This window comes from Streptomyces sp. S186 (genome assembly GCF_051603415.1).
Lineage (GTDB): Bacteria > Actinomycetota > Actinomycetes > Streptomycetales > Streptomycetaceae > Streptomyces.
Genome location: NZ_CP193932.1, coordinates 2,290,067 through 2,315,107 on the forward strand (window position 1 = coordinate 2,290,067; position 25,041 = coordinate 2,315,107).

1 protein-coding gene and 1 pseudogene are annotated in these 25,041 nt (G+C 73.6%); both read right to left on the minus strand.

The features are described 5' to 3' along the window. Window positions 1–63: 63 nt before the first annotated feature. Window positions 64–9,735 (minus strand): annotated as a pseudogene (locus ACRAS8_RS09435) (type I polyketide synthase); the annotation flags it as partial. A gap of 96 nt (window positions 9,736–9,831) precedes the next feature. Further along, a complete protein-coding gene (locus tag ACRAS8_RS09440) occupies window positions 9,832–24,402 on the minus strand; it encodes a type I polyketide synthase (protein WP_438490401.1) in 14,571 nt (4,856 codons plus the stop codon). Window positions 24,403–25,041: the final 639 nt, after the last annotated feature.

The window sequence follows — 25,041 nt, forward strand, 5'->3', positions numbered from 1 at the left end:
ACCGCGAACAGGGCGGACCAAGCGGATGGAGAAGTGGGAGAAGTGAGCGATGCCTCATGTGCCTCATGACAGCCCCAGCTCTTTATCGATAAAGCTGAGTACTTCATCGGCGGTCGCCGTTTCGAGGCGACCGGAAACGGCCTGCCCGTGGGTGTCGGCCTGGTTTCCCTGAGTGCCCTGAGTTCCCTGACTGGCCATCCATTTCGACAGGACGGCTTGCAGACGCAGGGTGATGTCCGTACGCGTACCGCTGTCGTCCGGGACGCCCGAGAGCGCGGATTCGAGCCGGTCGAGCTCGGCAAGGGCCGATGCCGTCCCGGTCGTTCCGTCCTGCAGAAGCCCGGAGCGAAGGTGTTCGGCGAGGGCGATCGAGGTCGGATAGTCGAAGACGAGGGTGGCGGGCAGTCGGAGTCCGGTGGCGGTGTTGAGCCGGTTGCGGAGTTCGACCGCGGTGAGGGAGTCGAAGCCCAGTTCGCGGAAGGCGCGTTGGGGTTCCACCGCGTTGGCGGAGGAATGGCCGAGGACCGCGGCGGCCTCGGCACGTACGAGGTCGGTCAGCAGACGTTCCTGATCCGCGCGGGACCTGCCCGTCAGCCGCTGCTCCAGGGCGTTCCGCGACTCCGGCGCGGCCGTCTCGCCTGCCGGGGCCTCGGCACCGGCGAGTGCGGTTCGCACTTCGGGCAGGGAGGTGATCAGCGGGCTGGGCCGACGCAGGGTGAAGGTCGGTACGAACCGCTCCCAGTCGACGGCGGCGACGGTCACCGTCGTCTCGCCGCCGTCGACGGCCTGTGCCAGTGCCTGGATTGCCAGGCGGGGGTCCATCACCCGCAGTCCGTAGCGCTGCAGTTGCTCACCGGTGTCCCCGGCGCCCATTCCGCCGCCGCCCCACAGGCCCCAGGCGACCGAGGTCGCGGCCAGTCCGCGGGCGCGGCGGCTCTCGGCCAGCGCGTCGAGGAAGGCGTTGCCTGCCGCATAGCCCGGCTGCATCCGGCTGCCCCAGGTCGCGGAGATCGAGGAGAACAGCACGAACGCGTCCAGCCGCAGGCCCTTGGCCGTGGTCAGTTCGTCCAGCCAGCGCGCGCCGGCGGTCTTGGCCTCGACTGCCGTGGCCAGCTCCGCAACGGTGGTGTCCGCCAGCGGGCCGCCCTGCCCCACGCCGGCCGCATGGACCACCCCGGTCAGGGTCCCGCCCTCGGCAGCGATGTGGTCCAACAGCCCTTCCACATCGGCACGTTGGGCGATGTCGCAGGAGACGATGCGTACGTCGGTGCCGGCCGCGGCCAGGTCCGCGGCCAGCGCCGCAACACCCGCGGCCACCGGTCCGGAACGGCTGGTCAGCACCACGCGCTCGGCGCCGCGCCCGGCCAGCCACCGGCCGATGCGCCCGCCGATCGCGCCGGTACCACCGGTGACCAGCACCGTGCCGGACGGCGCCCAGCGCCCGTCGCCGGTGCGGCGGGGTGCGACCGGCACCCGCACCAGCCGGCGGGCCAGGACTCCGGCCGGCCGCAGTGCGAGCTGGTCCTCCGCACCGGCATCGGCCAGCAGCGCGCAGAGCCGGGTGGCGGTGCGGTCGTCCCATGTCGCCGGAAGATCGATCAACCCGCCCCAGCGGTCCGGGTGTTCGATGCCCGCGACCCGGCCGAGACCCCAGATCTGTGCCTGGACCGGGCTGCCCAGCGGCTCGGCGGCACCGGTCGTCACGGCGCCCTGCGTCACCGTCCACAGCGGTGCGGTGACACCCGCGTCGCCCAGCGCCTGGACGAGCCCCAACGTTCCCGCCAGCCCCTGGCTCACCGACGGGGCCTCCGGCAACGGTGCCTCGTCCAGCGCCAAGAGGGAAACCACACCGCTGAGTTGGACGTCATCGGCCAGGCGAACGGCGATCCGCTCGGCGAGCGCCGCGCGGTCCACCTCGCCCGGCGCGGTCTCGACGAGCACGGCCGTCGCTCCCCGATCGGTCAGGGCTCGTACGCAGCCCTGCACCGCCTCGGCGTCCGCGTGCCCGGACGGCGCCACGAGCAGCCAGGTGCCGGACAGCACCGCCGTGCGGGGGTCGGTGATCGGAACCCACGAGATGCGGTACCGCCAGTCGGCGACTGCCGCATCGTCCTGCTGACGACGCCGCCATGAGGCCAGGGCAGGCAGCAGCTCGCTCAGCGGCTGCCGCTCGTCGACGACCAGCGTCTCGGCGATCTCCCGCAGATTGCCGTCCTCGACCGCGGTCCAGAACTCCGCCTCGGCGCCCGTCTCCCCGTCCCCGGCGGTTGCGGACCAGGCCCGTTCCTCCGACTCCGGCCAGTAGCGCTGGCGTTGGAAGGCGTAGGTGGGCAGGTCGATCCGGTGGTGGTTCCGGCCGGGCTGCGGCTCCAGGATGGTCGTCCAGTCCACGGGGGCGCCATGAACGTGCGCCTCGGCCAGGGAAGCCAGCAGACGCTCCGCACCACCGTCATCGCGCCGGAGAGTGCCCGTGATCAGCGAGGCGGATACAGACACACCAGCGTCCTCAAGCGTGTCGGTGATCGCGGCCGTGAGGACGGGATGGGGGGAGGTCTCGATGAAGGTACGGTGACCGGACGAGGCCAGCGTGCGGATCGCCCGGTCGAACTCGACCGTGGCGCGCAGACTGGCGTACCAGTACGCCGCATCCATCTCCGGGCCCGCCAGTATCTCGCCACTCATCGACGAGATCATCGGGATACGGGCCTCGGACGGCGTGATGCCCTCCAGCGCAGCCAGGATCTCCTGCTCCAGGGCATCGACCTGGGCGCTGTGGGAGGCGTAGTCCACCGGGATGAGGCGGGCGCGGACGCCGTCGACCTCACAGGCAGCCGCCAGCTCCTCCAGGGCCTGCGGCTCGCCGGAAACGACGGTCGCCGACGGGCCGTTGACCGCCGCGATGGAGATCCGCTCATCCCAGTGAGCAAGCCGTTCCCGTACCCGGTCGGCGGGCTCGGCGACCGAGAGCATCCCGCCCCGGCCGGCAAGCGCCTTCAACGCCTTGGAACGCAGGGCTACGACCCGAGCCGCGTCCTCCAAGGACAGGATCCCGGCGACACACGCCGCCGCGATCTCCCCCTGCGAGTGACCAACCACCGCATCCGGCGTGACTCCGGTGGCCTGCCAGACCGCGGCCAGCGACACCATCACCGCCCACAACGCAGGCTGCACCGCATCCGCCGCCACCAGCTCCGGCGCACCCTCCGCCCCGTCCAACACCTCATCCAACGACCAGTCCACATACGGAGCCAGAGCCTGCCCGCACTCCTCCAGTCGCGCCGCGAACACCGGCGAGACAGCGCGCAGCTCACGCCCCATCCCCAGCCACTGACTGCCCTGACCAGGGAAGACGAACGCCACTCGGCCCACACCGCCAGGCGCGGCGACGCCCGTCACCACACCCGCAGCCGGCTGACCGGTGGCCACCGCCGCCAGCCCGGCAGCCAGACCCTCACGGTCCGCACCCGTCACCACGGCACGCTGCTCGAACATCGCCCGCGTCGTCGCCAACGACCACGCCACATCAGCCGGTTCAAGCTCAGGAAGGGACAACGCGAACTCCCGCAGCCGGCCAGCCTGCGCCGCCAGGCCCTCCGCCGACCGACCCGACACCAACCACGCCGAGGCACCGGCACCCGAAAGAACAGGCAGCTGCCTCTCAGGGACCGCCGCCTCCTCAACCGCAGGCGCCTCCTCGACGATCACATGCACATTGGTGCCGCTCACGCCGAACGCCGACACACCCGCCCGCCGCGGACGCCCGTTCGCGGGCCACGGCCGGGCCTCGGTCAGCAGCCGCACCTCACCCGCCGACCAGTCCACATGCGGCGACCGCTCGTCAGCGTGCAGCGTCCTTGGCAGCTCGCCGTGCTGGAGCGCCAGCACCATCTTCATGACTCCGGCCACGCCGGCCGCCTGCTGGGTGTGGCCGATGTTGGACTTCACCGAGCCGAGCCACAGCGGCCGGTCCGCGTCCCGGTCCTGGCCGTAGGTCGCCAGCAGTGCCTGGGCCTCGATCGGGTCACCCAGCTTGGTGCCCGTTCCATGCGCCTCCACCGCGTCCACGTCCGCGGCCGCCAGCCGGGCGTTGGCCAGTGCGGCGCGGATCACCCGCTGCTGGGACGGACCGTTCGGCGCCGTGAGGCCGTTGCTCGCACCGTCCTGGTTGACCGCACTGCCCCGCACCACCGCCAGGACCTGGTGACCGTTGCGCCGCGCGTCGGACAGCCGCTCGACCACCAGCACACCGACACCCTCGGCCCACCCCGTGCCGTCCGCATCAGCCGAGAACGCCTTGCAGCGCCCGTCCGCGGCAAGCCCCTGCTGCCTGGCGAACTCCAGGAAGGCCGCCGGTGAGCCCATCACCATCACCCCGCCGGCCAGCGCCATCGAGCACTCCCCGGCGCGCAGCGCCTGACAGGCCAGATGCAGCGAGACCAGCGAGGACGAGCACGCCGTGTCCACCGTCATCGAGGGGCCTTCCAGCCCGAGCGTGTACGACACCCGCCCCGCCAACACGCTGATGGCGCTGCCGGTCAGCAGATGCCCTGCCAGCTGCTCCTTCTGCCCCGGCCCCACGTCGTACCCGGAGGGCGACGCGCCGACGAACACTCCGGTCTGCGTACCGCGCAGCGACGACGGATCGACTCCGGCGCGCTCCAGAGCCTCCCAGGACACCTCCAGCAGCATCCGCTGCTGCGGATCCATCGCAAGCGCCTCCCGCGGACTGATCCCGAAGAAGCCCGCGTCGAACTCCACCGCGTCGTAGACGAACCCACCGACGCGGGCGTAGGACGCCCCGGTGTCGTCCGCCGTCTCCCAGCCGCGGTCCTGCGGGAAGCCGGATATCGCGTCCGTACCGGTGGCCAGCAGCTCCCACATCCGGTCCGGGGTGTCCACCCCGCCGGGGAAGCGGCAGCCCATGCCCACGATCGCCAGCGGCTCATCGTCGACCGTGCCCGGAGCACTCGATCCGGTGCCTGTGCCTGTGCCGGTGCCGGTGCCTGTTGAGCTTCCCGTCTCGTCGCCCAGCAGCTGGGTCCTCAGGTATCCGGCGAGCAGGCTGGGAGTGGGGTAGTCGAAGACCAGGGTGGCGGGCAGTTGCTGCCCGGTAGCCGCATTGAGTCGGTTGCGCAGCTCCATCGCGGTGAGCGAGTCGAAGCCCAGGTCCCGGAAGGCGCGGCCCGGTTCGACCTGGGCGAACGAGGGGAAGCCCAGCACCACGGCGGCCTCGGTGCGGACCAGGTCGGTCAGCATGCGGTCCTGCTCGGGTCGGGACAAGCCCGTGAGCCGCTGTCCCAGCGCGGTGTCACCGCTGGCGGTCGTCGCGCCGTCACCGGCTTCGGTGACGGTGTCTGTGCCGGTACCGGCCGCCAGGGCCTGCCGCACTTCCGGCAGGTTCTCGAGCAGCGGGCTCGGGCGGCGGAGGGTGAAGGTGGGGGCGAACCGCTCCCAGTCCACATCCGCGACCGTGACGGCCGCTTCCCCGCCGTCGAGGATCTGGGCAAGTGCCTGAACCGCCAGGGCCGGGGCCATCTCCCGCAGCCCATGCCGCATCGCGGGTGAGCCGGCGCCGCCTGAACCCAGGCCCTCGCCTCCCCAGAGTCCCCAGGCCACCGAGGTTGCGGCCTGGCCACGGGCCCGGCGCCGTTCTGCCAGTGCGTCCAGGGACGCGTTGCCGGCCGCGTAGCCGGGCTGCTGGCTGCTGCCCCAGGTTGCGGCGATGGAGGAGAAGAGGACGAACGCGTCCAGGTCCAGGTCTGCGGTCAGCTCGTCCAGCCATACCGCGCCCGCCGACTTGGCCGCCGTCACGGCCGCCTGCTCCGCCACCGTGGTGTCCATCAACGGGGTTGCCTGTCCCACCCCCGCCGCATGCACCACTCCGGTCAGCGCCGGGCCGGTCGCAGCGATACGTTTCAGCAGGCCCGCGGTCTCGGCACGCTGGGCGATGTCGCCTGCCACGACCTCGATGTGGCTGCCGGCCGCCGCCAGTTCGGCGGCCAGTGCCGCCACCTCCGCGGCCGCCGGGCCGGAACGGCTGGTCAGGACCACACGCTCGACGCCACGTCCGGCCAGCCATCGGCCGACGTGCCCGCCGAGTGCGCCCGTGCCACCGGTGATCAGCACCGTGCCGCGCGGCTGCCACTGCTCGCCGCCACCCGTCGGACGCGGGGCGCGCACCAGACGACGCCCCATGATTCCGGCACCGCGCAGGGCGACCTGGTCCTCATCCGTACTACCGGCAAGCAGTGCGCAGAGCCGGGCTGCGGTGCGGTCGTCCCAGGTCGCGGGCACGTCGATCAGCCCGCCCCACCGCTCGGGATGCTCAAGACCCACAACCCGACCCAGACCCCAGATCTGCGCCTGGGTCAGGCTGGCGAGCTCCTCGCCCGGGCCGGTGGCCACCGCGCCCTGGGTCAGCACCCATAGCGGTGCGGCAACCTCCACATCACCCAGCGCCTGGGCCAGGGCCAACGTCGCAGCCACACCGCGGTTCACCGCAGGGAACTCCGCGAGCGCGTCCTCGTCATCCAACGCCAACAGCGAGACGACCCCGGCCAGTTGTGGGTGCTCGCCGGTCAGGACGCCGCTGATCCGCTTTGCCAGTGCGGCCCGGTCCACCTCGTCCGCGGCAACCTCAGCCATGACCACCTGGGCGCCCCGGTCGGTCAGGGCCTGCACACAACCCTGCACCAGGACGGCATCCACCTGCCCGGCCGGCGCCACCACCAGCCACGTCCCCGACAACACCGACGTCACGGGCTCCGAAACCGGCGCCCACGTAATCCCATAACGCCAGTCCGCCACCGCCGCATCATCCTGCTGACGACGCCGCCACGACGCCAACGCCGGCAACACCTCACTGAACGGACGCTCACCATCAATCGCCAACGTGCCCGCCAGCTCTTCCAGGTCACCACCCTCCACAGCGGCCCAGAACTCCGTATCAGCCGCATCGGAAGCGCCAGACGCACCCGACGAAACACCCTGCGCCGCAGCCTCGGGCCAGTACCGCTGGCGTTGGAACGCATACGTCGGCAGCTCCACCCGCTGCCCCCGCCCCAACACCGCCGGCCAGTCCACCACAGCCCCCCGCACATGCGCCTGAGCCAACGCCGTCAGCACCGACTCCCCAGCCGGCACACCCTTGCGCAACATCGGCACAAACACCGCAGAGTCCGCCTCGTCAGCCAAGGCAGCCGAACCCATCCCCGACAACGTCCCATCCGGACCGATCTCAAGGAACAGCGATACCCCCTGCTCCACCAACGTCCCCACCGCGTCCGCGAACCGCACCGCCTCACGCGCCTGCACCGCCCAATACCCCGACCCCGGCTCCTCCACCAGCTCACCCGTCACCCCACACGCCCACAACACCTCAGGCACACCATGAACCACCCCCGACGCAGCACGATCCAACTCCCCCAACACCGGCTCCACCAACGCCGAATGAAACGCATGACTCACACTCAACCGCCGCACACGCCGACCCCGCTCAGCCCACTCCCGCACCACCCGCTCCACCGCACCCACCTCACCCGACACCACCACCGACTCCGGACCATTCACCGCCGCAACCTCCACCCCAACAACCCCCACCAAAAACTCACGCATCTCCACCTCACCAACCGCAACCGCCGCCATCGCACCACCCTCCGCCAACCCCTCCATCAACCGCGCCCGCACCGCCACCAACCGACACGCATCCTCCAACGACAACACCCCCGCCACATACGCCGCCGCAAACTCCCCCACCGAATGCCCCACCACCCCATCCGGCACCACCCCACACGCACCCAACAACGCCACCAACCCCACCTCCACCGCAAACAACCCCGCCTGCGCAAACACCGTCCGCACCACCAACTCCTCCGCACCCTCAACACGCCCCAACACCACATCCCCCACCGGCAACCCCAACTCCCCCTCCAACACCCCACACACCTCATCAAACACCCGAGCAAACACCCCACTCACCTCATACAACTCACGCCCCATCCCCACCCGCTGCACACCCTGACCCGCAAACACAAACCCCACCCGCACCGAACCACCCACACCCACCCCACCACTGACAACCCCAGCCGCCGAACGCCCCACCGCCACCGCACCCAACCCCACACCAAACTCCTCACACCCCGCACCCAACACCACAGCCCGATGCTCAAACACCGACCGCGACGCCGCCAACGACCACGCAACATCGGCTGGTTCAAGCTCCGGACGGGCGAGGGCGAATTCCCTCAGCCGACCCGCCTGCGCCGCCAGCCCCTGTGCGTCACGCCCGGACACCAGCCACGGCACCACCCCGGCACCCGACAACACCGGCTCCGACGACTGGTCGGCATCGACGGGCGCCTCCGTCTCCGCCCCCGCCTCCCTCTCCGCAGGTGCTTCCTCAACAATGAGATGGACATTGGTGCCGCTCGCGCCGAACGCCGACACCCCCGCCCGCCGCGGACGCTCACCCGCCGTCCAGGCCACCGGCTCGTTCAACAGCTGAACCGCACCCGCCGACCAGTCCACATGCGGCGACGGCTCCTCCACATGCAACGTCCGCGGCAACTCACCGTGCTGGAGGGCCAACACCATCTTCATCACCCCGGCCACGCCCGCGGCCGTCTGGGTGTGGCCGATGTTGGACTTCACCGAGCCCAGCCACAGCGGCCGTCCCTCCGGACGCTCCTGGCCGTAGGTGGCCAGCAGTGCCTGGGCCTCGATCGGGTCGCCCAGTGTGGTGCCCGTGCCGTGCGCCTCCACCGCGTCCACGTCGGCGGCCGCCAGTCGGGCGTTGGCCAGTGCGGCGCGGATCACCCGCTGCTGGGACGGACCGTTCGGCGCCGTGAGGCCGTTGCTCGCACCGTCCTGGTTGACGGCACTACCCCGCACCACCGCCAGGACCTGGTGCCCGTTGCGCCGCGCGTCGGACAGCCGCTCGACCACCAGCACACCGACACCCTCGGCCCACCCCGTGCCGTCGGCATGCGCCGAGAACGCCTTGCAGCGGCCGTCCGAGGCCATCCCCTGCTGCCTGGCGAACTCCGGGAACATGTCGGGGGTGGCCATCACCATCACCCCGCCGACCAGGGCCATGGTGCTCTCCCCGGCCCGCAGCGACTGGCATGCCTGGTGCAGCGCCACCAGCGAGGACGAGCAGGCGGTGTCCACGGTCACCGCCGGGCCTTCCAGGCCCAGCGTGTACGCCACCCGGCCGGACAGCACACTGATCGCACTGCCGGCGACCAGGTGTCCTTCCGCGCTCTTCTGCTGACGCGAGAAAGCGTCGTACCCCGAATGGGTCGCGCCGGCGAAGACGCCGGTGCGGGTCCCGCGCAGCGACTCCGGGTCGATGTCCGCGCGCTCCAGGGCCTCCCAGGAGACCTCCAGGAGGAGGCGTTGCTGGGGGTCCATTGCCAGTGCCTCGCGCGGGCTGATCCCGAAGAAGCCCGCGTCGAACTCCGCGGCGTCGTAGACGAATCCGCCCACCCGCGCATAGGAGGTGCCGCCGTCGGCCGTGGCCTCCCAGCCGCGGTCCTGCGGGAAGCCGGCGATCGCGTCCGTGCCGGCGGCCAGCAGCTCCCACAGTTCCTCGGGGCTGCGCACCCCGCCCGGGTACCGGCAGGCCATCCCGACGACCGCGATCGGCTCGACCGCCGACGACTCGATTTCCTGCAGGCGTTGGCGCGTCTCGTGCAGATTTGCCGTTACCTGCTTGAGAAAGTAACGGAGCTTTTCCTCGCTCACTTACGTCACCTCATCGGAAGGAGTCGCCGGCGGTCTGGTCGAACCGCGAACCACGAAGGGCGCAGCACGAATCGTCGAATTGTTGAATCAGTAGATACCGAACTCTTTGCCGATGAAGTCGAAGACCTCATCGTCGCTCGACGATTCGAGCTTCTCGGTAACGGCGAACTCGTCCGTACTTTCCCGGATCTCTTTCCACTTCGCCACAACTGCCTCCAGTCTAGCCGTGATACGGGCCGATTCGGCACCCTGAACAGCCGCTCCGGAGAGCAGGGATTCCACCTTGTCGAGTTCCGCGAGTAGCGGCAGATCCTGCTCGGTGCCGCTGTGGGTCAGGACCGTCAGGAGGTGTCCGGCAAGGGCGACGGGGGTGGGGTAGTCGAATACCAGGGTCGCGGGGAGTTTCGCCCCGGTGGCCTGGTTGAGCCGGTTGCGCAGTTCCACCGACGTCAGGGAGTCGAAGCCCAGGTTGCCGAAGGACTGCTCGGGTTCGATGTCCTTGGCGGAGGCGTGCCCCAGGACCACGGCGGCCTCGGTTCGGACGAGGTCGGTCAGCAGGCGGTGCTGCTCGGCCGGGGTGCGGCCGGTCAGTCGCTGCACCAGGCCGTTCTCCGACGCGTGGCCGTCTTCGGGCGTCGCCTCGGCCGCCAGCGCCCGGCGCACTTCCGGCAGGGACTCGATGAGCGGGCTCGGCCGGCGCATGGTGAAGGTCGGTGCGAACCGCTCCCAGTCCACGTCCGCGACGGTCACCGCCGACTCCCCGCCGTCGAGGATCTGGGCCAGTGCCTGGAGCGCCCGTGCCGGTTCCATGGCCCGCAGGCCGTGGCGCCGCGACTGCGCTCCGGCCTGGCCGGGTCCCGCTTCGGCGCCTGCCCAGACACCCCATGCCACGGAGGTCGCGGCCAGTCCGCGGGCGCGGCGGCTCTCGGCCAGCGCGTCGAGGAAGGCGTTGCCCGCCGCGTAGCCGGGCTGCAGACCGCTGCCCCAGGTCGCGGCGATGGACGAGAACAGTACGAACGCGTCCAGGTCCAGGTCGGCGGTCAGCTCGTCCAGCCAGCGGGCGCCCGCGGCCTTGGCCGCGGTCACCGCGGCCTGCTCGGCCACCGTGGTCTCGGCGACGGCGGTGGCCTGCCCGACGCCCGCCGCGTGCACCACCGCGGTCAGCGCCGGTCCGTCCGCCGCGATCCGGCCCAACAGCCCGGCGATCTCGGCGCGTTCGGCGGTCCGGCACGCCATGACCTCAACTCGGCTGCCGGCCGCCGCCAGCGCCGCGGCCAGCGCCGCGGCGCCGGGTGCGGCCGGGCCGTTCCGGCCGGCGAGGACGACGCGCTCGGCGCCGCGCCCGGCCAGCCACCGGCCGACGTGCCCGCCGATCGGGCCGGTCCCTCCGGTGATCAGCGCGGTGCCGCGCGGCGTCCACCGCGTACGGTCGCCCGACGGGCGCGGGGCGTGGCCCAGCCGCCGCGCCATGGCGCCGGCGCCGCGCAGCGCGACCTGGTCCTCCGTCCCATCCGCCAGCACCGCGCACAGGCGGGAGGCGGTGCGCTCGTCCCATCCGGAGGGCAGGTCGATCAACCCGCCCCAGCGGTCCGGGTGTTCCAGGCCGGCGACCCGGCCCAGGCCCCAGACCGCCGCCTGTGCGGGGCTGGTGGGCGCCTCGCCGGGGCCGGTGGTCACCGCGCCCTGGGTCAGCACCCACAGCGGGGCGGCGAGGTCCGCGTCGCCGAGTGCCTGGACCAGGCCCAGCGTCCCGGCGAGGCCCCGGTTGATGTCCGGGAACTCCGGCAGCGGTGTCTCGTCCAGTGCCAGCAGCGAGAGCACGCCGGTCACCTGTGCCTCGTCGGGCAGCGCCGCGGTGATCCGCTCGGCCAGTGCCACCCGGTCCGCCTTGTCCGCGAGGGCCTCGGTGACGACGACCCGGGCGCCGCGCTCGCCGAGCGCCCGTACGCACCCCTGCACCGGTTCGGTGTCCGTCCGGCCGGACGGGGCCACCACCAGCCACGTCCCCTGCAGCACCGCGGCGCCCGGGTCCGTCAACGGCACCCACGAGATGCGGTAGCGCCAGTCCGCGACGGCCGAGTCGTCCTGCCGACGGCGGCGCCACGACGCCAGGGCCGGCAGCACCTCGCCCAGCTGCTCGTCGTCAACCTCCAGCGTCTGCGCCAGTTCCCGCAGTTCGCCGTTCTCCACCGCGGCCCAGAACTCGGCGTCGGCACCCGTCCCCTCGGCAACGGCCTTCGGCTCGGCCGCCTCAGGCCAGTACCGCTGCCGTTGGAAGGCGTACGTCGGGAGGTCGATCCGCCGTCCGCGTTCCAGAACGGCCGTCCAGTCCACCGCGACACCGCGCACCCACGCCTCGGCGAGGGAGGCCAGCAGCCGGTCCGGGCCGCCGTCGTCGCGGCGCAGGGTGCCCGTGACCACCGTGCCGGACGTCCCGGTGTCCTCGGCGGTGTCGGTGAGTGCGGCGGTGAGCACGGGGTGCGGCGACACTTCGACGAAGGCCCGGTGGCCGGTCGCGATCAGCGCGCGGACGGCCCGGTCGAACTCGACGGTCGCGCGCAGGCTGGCGTACCAGTAGTCCGGGCCCATCTCGGGGCCGGCCAGCATTTCGCCGGTCATCGACGAGATCATCGGGATCCGGGCCGCGGACGGCGCGATGCCCTCCAGCGCAGCCAGGATCTCCTGCTCCAGGGCGCTGACCTGGGCGCTGTGCGCGGCGTAGTTCACGCGGACGGTCCGGGCCCGTACGCCGTCCTGCTCGCACGCCGCGGCCAGTTCTTCCAGGGCCGCCGGTTCGCCGGAGACGACCGTCGCGGACGGCCCGTTGACCGCGCCCACCGACAGCCGCTCGCCCCAGGCCGCGATCCGCTCCCGCACCCGGTCCACCGGCTCGGCGACCGACAGCATTCCGCCGCGGTCGGCGAGCGCGGTCAGCGCGCGGGCGCGCAGGGCCACGGCGCGGGCCGCGTCCTCCAGGGAGAGGATCCCGGCGACACAGGCGGCGGCGATCTCGCCCTGCGAGTGGCCGAGCACCGCGTCGGGGGTGACGCCGGCGGCCTGCCAGACGGCGGCCAGGGACACCATCACGGCCCAGAGCGCCGGTTGCACGACGTCCGCGGCCTCCAGGGCGGGCGTATCCTCGGCCGCCGTCAGGACGTCGTCCAGCGACCAGTCCACGTAGGGGGCGAGCGCCTCGGCGCACTCGGCCAGTCGGGCCGCGAACACCGGGGACTTCTCGCGCAGTTCGCGGCCCATGCCCAGCCACTGGCTGCCCTGTCCCGGGAAGACGAACACCGTGCGGGCGGCGCCGCCGGCCGCGGCCGTGCCCGTCACGACACCGGTGGCCGACTGGTCGGTGGCCACCGTGGCCAGACCGGCCGCCAGGGCGTCCCGGTCGGCTCCGGTCACCACGGCCCGGTGCTCGAAGGCGGACCGTGCGGCCGCCAACGACCAGGCCACATCGGCCGGTTCGAGCTGCGGACGGGCGAGGGTGAACTCCCGCAGCCGGCCCGCCTGGGCCATCAGTCCGGCGGCCGACCGGCCCGACACGACCCAGGCCGCCACTCCGCCCGGCGCCGCGGCCCCGGACAGCACCGGCAGCCGGGTCGGCGGCTCCTCGGCGGGTGCCCCGGCAGTGGCCGGCGCAGCGGTCGGCGCCTCCTCCACGATCACATGGGCGTTGGTGCCGCTCATGCCGAATCCGGAGACCCCGGCCCGCCGCGGACGCCCGTCCGCGAGCCATGGCCGTGCCTCGGTCAGCAGCCGCACGGCCCCGGCCGACCAGTCCACGTGGGGTGTCGGTTCGTCGGCGTGCAGGGTGCGCGGGAGTTCACCGTGCTGCATCGCCAGCACCATCTTCATCACGCCGGCGACGCCCGCCGCCGCCTGGGTGTGGCCGATGTTGGACTTGAGCGAGCCCAGCCACACCGGCCGGTCCGCATCCCGGTCCCGGCCGTAGGTCGCCAGCAGTGCCTGAGCCTCGATCGGGTCACCCAGTTCGGTGCCGGTGCCGTGCGCCTCGACCACGTCCACCTCGGTGGCCGTCAGCTGCGCGCCGGCCAGCGCGGCGCGGATCACCCGCTGCTGGGACGGGCCGTTGGGCGCGGTCAGGCCGTTGCTGGCACCGTCCTGGTTGACGGCGCTGCCGCGGATCACCGCCAGGATGCGGTGGCCGTTGCGCTGCGCGTCGGACAGCCGCTCGACGACCACCATGCCCACGCCCTCGGCCATGCCCATGCCGTCGGCGCCGGCCGAGAAGGGCTTGCAGCGTCCGTCGAGAGCCAGTCCGCGCTGGCGGGAGAACCACACCAGGTCCCGCGGCGTGGACATGACCGTCACGCCGCCGGCCAGCGCCATGGCGCACTCGCCGGCGCGCAGCGCCTGGCACGCCTGGTGCAGCGCCACCAGCGAGGAGGAGCACGCGGTGTCCACCGTCATCGCCGGGCCCTCCAGGCCCAGCGTGTACGCCACCCGGCCGGAGAGGACGCTGGTCGCGGTCCCGGTCATCAGATGCCCTTCGAGGCCCTCGCCGGCGTGCCGGCCGAGGGATTCGTACGCCGACATGTAGCCGCCGACGAACACACCGGTCGAGGAGCCGCGCAGGGCCGCCGGATCGAGGCCGGCCCGCTCCAGGGCCTCCCAGGAGACCTCCAGCAGCATCCGCTGCTGCGGGTCCATCGCCACCGCCTCGCGGGGGCTGATCCCGAAGAACGCCGCGTCGAACTCGGCCGCGTCGTGCAGGAATCCGCCGTGCCGGACGTAGGAGGTGCCCGTGCTGTCGGGGTCGGGGTCGTAGAGGGTGTCCAGGTCCCAGCCGCGGTCCGCGGGGAAAGCGGAGATCGCGTCCGTTCCGGCGGTGAGCAGTTCCCACAGTTCCTCGGGGCTGCGCACGCCGCCGGGGAAACGGCAGCCCATGGCGACGATGGCGATCGGCTCGCCGTCCGCGGCCGCCGGAGCGGCGGGGGCCGGGGCGCGGGTGGCGGCCTCGTCGGCCGGGGCGCCCAGCAGCTGGGTGCGCAGGTAGGCGGCGAGGACCACCGGGTCGGGGTAGTCGAAGAGCAGGGTGGTGGGCAGCGGCAGGCCGGTTCCGGTCATCAGCCGGTTGCGGAGTTCCACGGAGGTGAGGGAGTCCAGGCCGAGTTCGCTGAAGGCCCGGTCCGGCTCGACGGCGTCGAGGGAGGGGTAGCCCATCACCATGGCGGCCTCGGTCCGGATGAGTTCGGTCAGCCGGCGGGACTGCTCGGCCGGCGGCAGGGCCGTCAGTTGCCGGGCGAGTTCGCCGTCGGTGCGCTCGCCGCCGGCCGGGGTGGCGGCGGCCGCAGCGAGGCTGCGGACCTCCGGGATGTCCCGCATGAACGGGCTCCTGCGAAGGTCTTCGGCGCCGGGGGCGCTGGCCATCTGGTGCCAGTCGACCTCCATCACGGTGAGCGTGACGCAGTCGGGGTCGCGCAGCGCCTGGCCCACCACGCGGACCGCGAGCTGCGGGTCCATCAGGACCTCCCAGCGGTTGCGGCGCAGCCGCTGCCGGGCGCCCTCGCTGGCCTGGCCCAGGCCGGCGCCGTCCCAGGGGCCCCAGGCCAGTGACACCGCCGGGAGCCCGCGGGCGCGGCGGTCCTCGGCCAGGGCGTCCAGGAAGGCGTTGGCCGCCGCGTAGTTGCCCTGTCCGCCGCTGCCGAAGGTGGCGGACGTCGAGGAGAACAGGACGAACGAGTCCAGGTCCAGGCCGAGTTCGGTGGTGAGTTCGTCGAGCCAGACCGCGCCGGCGGCCTTGGGGCCGAGGGTGGTGGCCAGCCGGGAGGTGTTCAGCCGGTCCAGCACGCCGTCGTCGACGACGCCCGCGGCGTGCAGCACGTCGGTGAGCGGCGGGCCGTCGGCGCCGATCCGGTGCAGTACCCCGGCGAGGTCGTCGCGCCGGGCGGAGTCGCAGGTGAGCAGCTCCACGTGGGTGCCGGCCGCGGCCAGTCGGGCGGCCAGCCCGGCGGCACCGGCCACCGAGGGGCCGGAGCGGCTGGTCAGCACGACGCGGGGGGCGCCGCCGTCGGCCAGCCAGTGGGCCAGGTGCTGGCCGATGCCGCCGGTGCCGCCGGTGATCAGCGCGGTGCCGCGGGGCGCCCAGGCCCGGGTCCGGCGGAGCCGGGGGGCGTGGGCGAGGCGCCGGGCCAGGACGCCGGTGGCGCGGAGCGCGAGCTGATCCTCGTCGCAGCCGCCGGCCAGTACCGCGCACAGACGGGCGGCGGTGCGGTCGTCCCACACCGGGGGCAGGTCGAGCAGTCCGCCCCAGCGGTCGGGGTGTTCCAGGGCGGCGACCCGGCCCAGGCCCCACACCTGTGCCTGCACCGGTCCGTCCGGCGCCTCGCCGGGGCCGGTGGCCACCGCGCCCTGGGTGAGCACCCACAGCGGGGCGGTGAGGTCCGCGTCGCCGAGTGCCTGGACGAGTGCCAGGGTCCCGGCGAGGCCGGTGCTCACCACCGAGTGGTCGGCCAGCGGTGTCTCGTCGAGTGCCAGCAGGGACAGTACTCCGGCGAGCGGGGGGAGTTCATCCGGCGCGTCGCCGTCGGGGCGGGTGGCGTCGGTGCCGGTCAGTGCCTGCCGGATACGGGCGGTGAGCGCCGCCCGGTCGAGGTCGTCGGCGTCGAGCGCGGCCACGGCGACCTGGGCGCCGCGATCGGTCAGCGCCTGCACATGCCGCTGGGTGAGGGGGGCGTCGGCCCGGCCGGGCGCCGGGACGACCAGCCAGGTTCCGCTCAGCGCCGTGGGCGCGGGTTCGGTGACCGGCGCCCAGGTCACCTGGTAACGCCAGTCCGCCACCGCCGAGTCGGCGCGTTCCCGGCGCCACCAGGACGCCAGCGCCGGCACCACCTCGCCCAGGCGCCGGGGGTCGTCGAGGGCAAGGGTGTCGGAGAGTTCCCGGAGGTCGCCGTCCTGGACGGCGGCCCAGAAGCGGGCCTCGGCCTCGGTGCCCGCCCGGGCCGCGTCGGCCGCCTCGGCGTCGGCCGGGGCGAGCGGCCGCGTGGTGCGCAGCCAGTAGCGCTGTCGCTGGAAGGCGTAGGTGGGCAGGTCGACCGGCCGGCCCTCGCCCAGCACCGCGGTCCAGTCCACCCGCAGGCCGCGTACATGGGCCTCGGCCAGGGCGGTCAGCAGGCGCCGCGGCCCGCCGTTGTCCCGCTCCAGCGTGCCGACGGTCACCGGGACGGTCAGGCCCGCGTCCTCGGCGGTCTCCGCGATCGCGGAGGTCAGCACCGGGTGCGCGGAGACCTCGATGAAGGTGTGGTGGCCGGTCCGGGCCAGGTCGAGGACGGCGTCGGCGAAGCGGACGGTCCGCCGGACGTTGGCGTACCAGTAACCGGCGTCCAGTTCGGGCCCGTCCATCCAGCGGCCCTCGACGGTGGAGTACAGCGGCACCTGCCCGGCCGCCGGCGCGATGCCGGCCAGGGACTCGGCCAGGACCGGCGCGAGCCCCTCCACCATGGCCGAGTGCGCCACGAAGTCGGTGGCGGGGATGCGCCAGCGCAGCACCCGCCGGCGCGACAGCTCCGCCTCGAACGCGGTCAGGGCCTCGGGCTCTCCGGAGACCACGGTGGTCGCGGGCCCGTTGACGGCGGCGACCGACAGCCGGTCGCCCCAGGTGGCGAGGAGCTCCCGGACGGCCGGCTCCGGCATCACGACGGAGAGCATGCCGCCCTGGGCGTTGAGGCCGGTGAGCGCGCGGGAGCGCAGGGCCACCACGCGGGCCGCGTCGTCCAGGGACAGGATCCCGGCCACGCAGGCAGCGGCGATCTCGCCCTGCGAGTGGCCGACGACGGCGTCCGGGGTGACGCCGGCGGCCTGCCAGACCGCGGCCAGCGACACCATCACCGCCCACAGCACCGGCTGCACGACGTCGGCGGTGTCCAGGCCCGGTGCGCCGTCCGCGCCGGTCAGCACATCGTCCAGGGACCAGTCCACATACGGGGCGAGGGCCCGGCCGCACTCGGCCAGCCGGGCGGCGAACACCGGTGAGGTGTCGCGCAGTTCACGGCCCATGCCGAGCCACTGGGTGCCCTGGCCGGGGAAGACGAACACCGTCCGGCCGGTGCCGCCCGCGGCGGCCGTGCCGGTCACCACGCCGGGGGCGCGCCGGCCGGTCGCCGCCGCGGCGAGCCCGGCGGCCAGCTCCTCCCGGCCCGTGCCGGTCACCACGGCGCGGTGCTCGAACGTCGCGCGGGTGAACGCCAGCGACCAGGCCACGTCGGCCGGGTCCAGCTCCGGCCGCGCCAGCGCGAACTCCCGCAGCCGCCCAGCCTGCGCCGCCAGGCCGTCCGCGCTCCGCCCGGACACCAGCCAGGCCACGGAGTCGACGCCGGGCGCGAGGATGGGAAGTGACGCGACGTCAAGTGACTTATTACTACTGCCCGTTATGTCGCCGTCGTGAATGTCACCGTCGTGAATGCCATCGTTGTGGACGTCGGCGGGCTCCGCCGGCTCCGCCGGGCTGGGGGCCTCCTCAAGGATGAAGTGCACGTTGGTGCCGCTCATCCCGAACGCCGACACACCGGCCCGGCGCGGCCGGTCGCCCGGCAGCCACGGCACCGCCTCGTTCAGCAGCCGCACCCCGCCCGCCGACCAGTCCACGTGCGGGGTCGGCTGCTCGGCGTGCAGGGTGCGCGGCAGCAGGTTGTTCCGCAGGGCCAGCACCATCTTCATCAGGCCCGCCACACCGGCGGCGGTCTGGGTGTGGCCGATGTTGGACTTGAGCGAGCCCAGCCACACCGGCCGGTCCTCGCGCCGGTCCTGGCCGTAGGTGGCGAGCAGTGCCTGGGCCTCGATCGGGTCGCCCAGCGTGGTGCCGGTGCCGTGCGCCTCGACGGCGTCCACCTCGTCGGCGGTCACCCGGGCGTTGGCCAGCGCGGCGCGGATCACCCGCTGCTGTGCCGGGCCGTTGGGCGCCGTGAGGCCGTTGCTGGCACCGTCCTGGTTCATGGCGCTGCCGCGGATCACCGCCAGCACCCGGTGCCCGTTGCGGCGGGCGTCCGACAGCCGCTCGACCACCAGGACGCCGGCGCCCTCGGAGAGCCCCATGCCGTCGGCGTCGGCCGAGAACGCCCGGCACCGTCCGTCCACGGACAGCCCGCGCTGCCGGGAGAAGCCCACGAACTGCCCGGGGGTGCCCATCACCATCACACCGCCGGCCAGCGCCATCGTGCAGTCGCCCCCGCGCAGCGCCTGGCACGCCTGGTGCAGCGCCACCAGTGCCGAGGAGCAGGCGGTGTCGACGGTGACCGCGGGGCCTTCCAGGCCGAAGGCGTAGGCGACCCGCCCGGAGATCACGCTCCCGGCGTTGCCGGTGACGAGGTAGCCCTCGGCGCCGCCGTCGCCGTCGGCGTGGCCGGTCCCGTAGCCGGTCTGGGTGGCGCCGGTGAAGACGCCGGTCCGGGAGCCGCGGAGGGCCTCCGGGTCGATCCCCGCGCGCTCGATCGCCTCCCAGGACACCTCCAGCAGCAGGCGCTGCTGCGGGTCCATGGCGGCGGCCTCACGCGGGTTGATGCCGAAGAAGCCCGCGTCGAACGCCGCGCCGTCGTGCAGGAATCCGCCGGCCCGGGTGTAGGAGGTGCCGGGGTTGTCGGGGTCCGGGTCGAAGAGCTCGCCGATGTTCCAGCCGCGGTCCGTGGGGAAGCCGGAGAGGGTCTCCTCGCCCGCGGCCAGCAGCTCCCAGAGCCGCTCCGGGGTGTCCAGGCCGCCGGGGAAGCGGCAGCCCATCCCGACGATGGCGATCGGCTCGTCCGGGTCGCCGGCGGGGACCGGTGCCGGGGGCGCCGCGTCGCTGTCCGTGGCGCCGAGCAGCCGGCCGGTGATCTGCCCGGCCAGTACGGCCGGCGTCGGGTAGTCGAAGATCACCGTGGCGGGGAGCCGCAGTCCGGTGGCGGTGTTGAGCCGCTCCCGCAGCTCCACCGCGGTCAGCGAGTCGAACCCCAGCTCCTTGAAGGCCCGTCCGGGCTCGACCGCGGTGGCGGAGGTGTGGCCGAGGACCGTGGCCGCATGGGTGCGGACGAGGTCGGTGACGACCCGCTCGCGCTCGGCCGGCGGCAGGCCCGACAGGCGCTGTGCGAGCTCTCCCGTGCCGCCGGCGGCCGCCGTCTCCGCGGCCTCGGCGGCCTGGTCCTGCCGGGCCTCGGGGATGCGCTCCAGCAGCGGCCGCGGCCGTGCTGCACTGAACACCGGCGCGAACCGCGCCCAGTCCATGTCCGCGACGGCCAGGTACGTCTCGTCGTCCGCCAGGGCCTGCTCCAGTGCGGCCAGCGCCCGCCCCGGCTCCAGGAAGCGCGTCCCCTGCCGCAGCAGCCGCGCCGGGGTGACGCTGCCCGGTGTGTGCTCCACCGAGGCGTTCACCGCGTCCCAGTCGCGGGTGTCCCAGACGCCCCAGCCGACCGAGGTGGCGACCTGTCCGCGGGCCCGGCGGCGCTCCGCCAGCGCGTCGAGGAAGGCGTTGCCGGCGGCGTAAGCGCCGTGCTCGTTGCTGCCCCAGGCCGCGGCGATCGACGAGAAGAGGACGAACGCGTCCAGGTCCAGGCCGAGTTCGGTGGTGAGTTCGTCCAGCCACACCGCGCCGGCCACCTTGGCGGCCAGCGACAGCTCCAGCCCGGCCACGTCGGTGTCGGCCAGCCGCGTCAGATGGAACGCGGTGGCCGTGTGCAGGACCGAGCCGAGCGGCGGGCCGTCCGTGGCGATCCGGTCCAGCAGGCCCGCCACCTCGTCGCGCCGGGCGAGGTCGCAGGAGACCACCTCGACGCGGGTGCCCTTGCCGGCCAGTTCCGCGGCCAGCGCCGCGACGCCCGCCGCGGCCGGGCCGGAGCGGCTGGTGAGGACCACCCGCGGGGCGCCGTGTGCGGCCAGCCAGGGGCCGATGTGGCGGCCGATCCCGCCGGTTCCGCCGGTGACCAGCACCGTGCCGCGCGGTTCCCAGGCGGTGGGCCGGGCGGTACGGGGCTGGGCCCGCACCAGGCGCCGCGCCAGCGCGCCCGGGCCACGCAGCGCGACCTGGTCCTCCGCGCCGTCGGCGAGCACCGCGCACAGGCGGGCGGCGGAGCGCTCGTCGAGCGTCGCCGGCAGGTCGATCAACCCGCCCCAGCGGTCCGGGTGTTCCAGACCGGCGACCCGGCCCAGGCCCCAGATCTGCGCCTGTACGGGCCCGGCCGGCTCGTCGGCGGGGCCGGTCGCCACCGCGCCCCGGGTCAGCACCCACAGCGGGACGGTCAGGCCGGTGTCGCCCAGCGCCTGGACGAGGCCCAGCGTCGCGGCCAGGCCCTGGTTCACCACCGGGCGGCCGGCCAGCGGCGTCTCGTCCAGTGCCAGCAGGGAGACCACCCCGGCCACCGCGGTGTCCCCGGCGTCGGCCAGGGCCGCGGTGATCCGCTCGGCCAGGGCCGCGCGGTCCACCTCGGCCGGGCCCGCCTCGACGAGGGCGGTCCGCGCACCCCGTGCGGCCAGCGCCCGCACCGTCTCCCGGACCGGCTCGGCCTCCGCGTGCCCCGCCGGGGCCACCACCAGCCAGGTCCCCGACAGCACCGCCGGCGCCGGCTCGGCCATCGGCACCCACGAGACGCGGTAGCGCCAGTCGGCCACCGCCGCGTCGTCCTGCCGGCGGCGGCGCCAGGACGCCAACGCCGGGAGCAGCGCGCCCAGTTGCTCGTCGTCGAGCCCCAGGGCGTCCGCCAGTTCGCGCGGGTCGCCGGCCTCGACCGCCGCCCAGAACTCCGCCTCCGCGGCGCTCTCCAGGCCACCGTCGGCGCCTGCGGCGGACGCGCTGAGCGCCGCCGGCTGGAGCCAGAACCGCCGCCGCTGGAAGGCATAGGTGGGCAGCGCGACCCGCCGTCCCTGCTCCAGCACGGCCGTCCAGTCCACCGCGACACCGCGGACGTGGGCCTCGGCGAGCGACGCCAGCAGCCGGGCCGCACCGCCGTCGTCGCGCCGCAGCGTCCCGGTGATCACGGTCGCGGGCACACCGGTGTCCTCGGTGGTGTCGGTGATCGCCGCGGTCAGCACCGGGTGCGGCGACACCTCGACGAACGACCGGTGCCCGTTCTCCACCAGGGTCCGGATGGCCCGGTCGAACTCCACCGGCTCCCGCAGGCTGGCGTACCAGTACTCCGGCCCCATCTCGGGGCCGGCCAGCATCTCGCCGCTCATCGCCGAGATCATCGGGATACGGGCCTCGGACGGCGTGACGCCCTCCAGCGCGGCCAGGATCTCCTGCTCCAGGGCATCGACCTGGGCGCTGTGCGAGGCGTAGTCCACCGGGATCAGCCGGGTCCGTACACCCTCCTGCTCGCACACCGCGGCCAGCTCCTCCAGCGCCTCCGGAGCACCGGAAACCACCGTGGCCGCCGGCCCGTTGACCACGGCCACCGACACGCGGTCGCCCCAGGGGGCGAGGCGCTCCCGTACACGGTCGGCGGGTTCGGCCACCGACAGCATGCCGCCGCGACCCGCGAGAGCGGTCAGGGCGCGCGAGCGCAGCGCCACCACCCGCGCACCGTCGTCCAGGGACAGCGCCCCGGCGACACAGGAGGCCGCGATCTCCCCCTGGCTGTGCCCGACCACCGCGTCCGGCGTGACACCGGCCGCCTGCCACACCGCCGCCAGCGACACCATCACCGCCCACAGCGCCGGCTGCACCACATCCGCCGCCACCAGCTCCGGCGCGCCCTCCGCGCCCGCCAGTACGTCATCCAGCGACCAGTCCACATACGGAGCCAGCGCCTGCGCGCACTCGGCCAGCCGCGCCGCGAACACCGGCGACACGGCGCACAGTTCACGTCCCATCCCCAGCCACTGGCTGCCCTGCCCCGGGAAGACGAACACCGTCCGGCCCACGTCACCTGACGGCAGTGCGCCGGTGATCACACCGGGGGCAGGCTCACCGGTCGCCAAGGCGGCCAGGCCCGCGAGGAGTTCGTCGCGGTCCGCGCCCGTGAGCACGGACCGGTGCTCGAAGGTCGACCGGCCGGTGGCCAGCGACCAGGCGACGTCCGCGGGGGCCTGCTCGGGCCGTGTCCGCGTGAACTCGCGGAGCCGGCCCGCCTGTTCGGCCAGGGCCTCGGCGGTGCGCCCGGAGACCAGCCACGCCGACACTCCGGCTCCCGAGAGCACCGGCGCCGCGGCCGGCTCCGTCGCCTCCCCGGCGGACGGCTCGACGCCGCCGTCCCGGGCGTCCTCGCGATCGTCCTCGGCGTCGGCGTCGGTCACCGCGACCTCGGCGGACGGCGCCTCCTCGACGATGACATGGGCGTTGGTGCCGCTGATCCCGAACGCCGACACACCGGCCCGGCGCGGCCGGTCGCCCGACAGCCACGGCACCGTCTCGTTCAGCAGCCGCACCCGGCCCGCCGACCAGTCCACGTGCGGGGTCGGCTCCTCGGCGTGCAGAGTGCGCGGCAGTTCACCGTGCCGGAGCGCCAGCACCATCTTCATCACGCCGGCGACGCCCGCCGCCGCCTGGGTGTGGCCGATGTTCGACTTCAGCGATCCCAGCCACAGCGGACGGTCCTCGGGCCGGTCCTGGCCGTAGGTCGCGAGCAGTGCCTGTGCCTCGATGGGGTCGCCCAGCGTGGTGCCGGTGCCGTGCGCCTCCACCGCGTCGATCTGGTCCGCCGGCACCCGGGCGTTGGCCAGCGCGGCGCGGATCACCCGCCGCTGCGACGGGCCGTTCGGCGCGGTGAGGCCGTTGCTGGCACCGTCCTGGTTGATCGCACTGCCGCGGACCACCGCCAGGACGTCGTGCCCGTTGCGGCGGGCGTCCGAGAGCCGCTCCACCACCAGCACGCCCACGCCCTCGGCCCAGCCGGTGCCGTCGGCGTCCGCGGAGAACGGCTTGCAGCGCCCGTCGGCGGCGAGCCCCCGCTGCCGGGAGAACTCGGCGAACATCTGCGGGGTGGCCATCACCGTGACCCCGCCGGCCAGGGCCATCGTGCACTCCCCGGCGCGCAGCGCCTGGCAGGCCAGATGGAGCGCCACCAGCGACGACGAGCAGGCGGTGTCCACCGTCACCGCCGGTCCCTCCACGCCCAGCGCATAGGCCACCCGCCCGGAGAGGACGCTGGTCAAGGTGCCCGTCAGGACATGCCCGTCGACCTTCTCGGAGTCCTCCTGCGTGCCCGGGCCGTACCCGGAGGAATAGGCGCCGGTGAACACGCCGGCCTGGGTGCCGCGGAGGGCCGCCGGGTCGATGCCGGCCCGCTCCAGCGCCTCCCACGACACCTCCAGCATCATCCGCTGCTGCGGGTCCATCGCCAGCGCCTCCCGCGGGCTGATCCCGAAGAAGCCGGCGTCGAACTCCGCGACGTCGTGCAGGAATCCGCCCTGGCGGGCATAGGGGCTCTCCGCGGGGTCCGGGTCGTACAGCCCGGCGGCGTCCCAGCCCCGGTCCTGGGGAAATCCCGAGATGGCGTCGGTGCCCGCGGTCAGCAGCTCCCACAACTGGTCCGGGGTGCCCACCCCACCCGGGAAACGGCAGCCCATACCCACGATCGCGAGGGGCTCCTGGCTGCGCTCCTCGACCACACGCAAACGTCGGCGAGTCTGCCGCAGATTAGCGGTAACCAGCTTGAGGTAATCGCGAAGCCTGTCTTCGTTCGCCATTTGTCCACCAGTCCGTGATTCGCCAACGCTTGCCAGTCTGGATATTTACGTCGCTGGTATTCGGGTCGTCGTGGTATGCCGAGTCATCGCCGCAGAGCAGGACTCGGCGGCTCCGCGGGGCATATGCAATCGCCGTAAGCATTACGGAGCCACACCGGACGGTGTCAATGGCGATGGTCGGGGGGGAAGGTGAATGCCCGATCCCCCGGCACCATCTCTCACATTCCGCAGAAATTCTGAGTGGGGATTCCGTCTCGGGCCGACGCGCCGTTCCTGAATACGCGCCGCGGCCGGTTGTCCGGGCTGCGGTGTTCGTCCGCCGGGGCGGTACCAGGGTCGGGTGCGCCGACATCCAGCACGTTTGTACCGCCGGCCCCGCTGTTCAAGCCACCGCGGCCCGGGAGGAACCGGATCCGGATTGCTCAACTGCGGGAGTGGGCAGTCCTTCTGACGTGGGGCCGGCGCTCGACTCGTGCGGCGGTGCGTAGCGGCCGTGCCGGCGTTCAGCTGACGCGATCGCCGCAGTTGAACACCTGTGCGGGCGGCAGCGGTCCGCACCCGAACACGCCTGCCGCACCGGCCCGTTGCCGGCGCGGTCCGCCGTGCACGACAGCAGCGCAGGGTGCCCGGCGTGCACAAGTGCCGTGCACCGTACACCGATCGGTTCACGCCACTCGCCGGCAG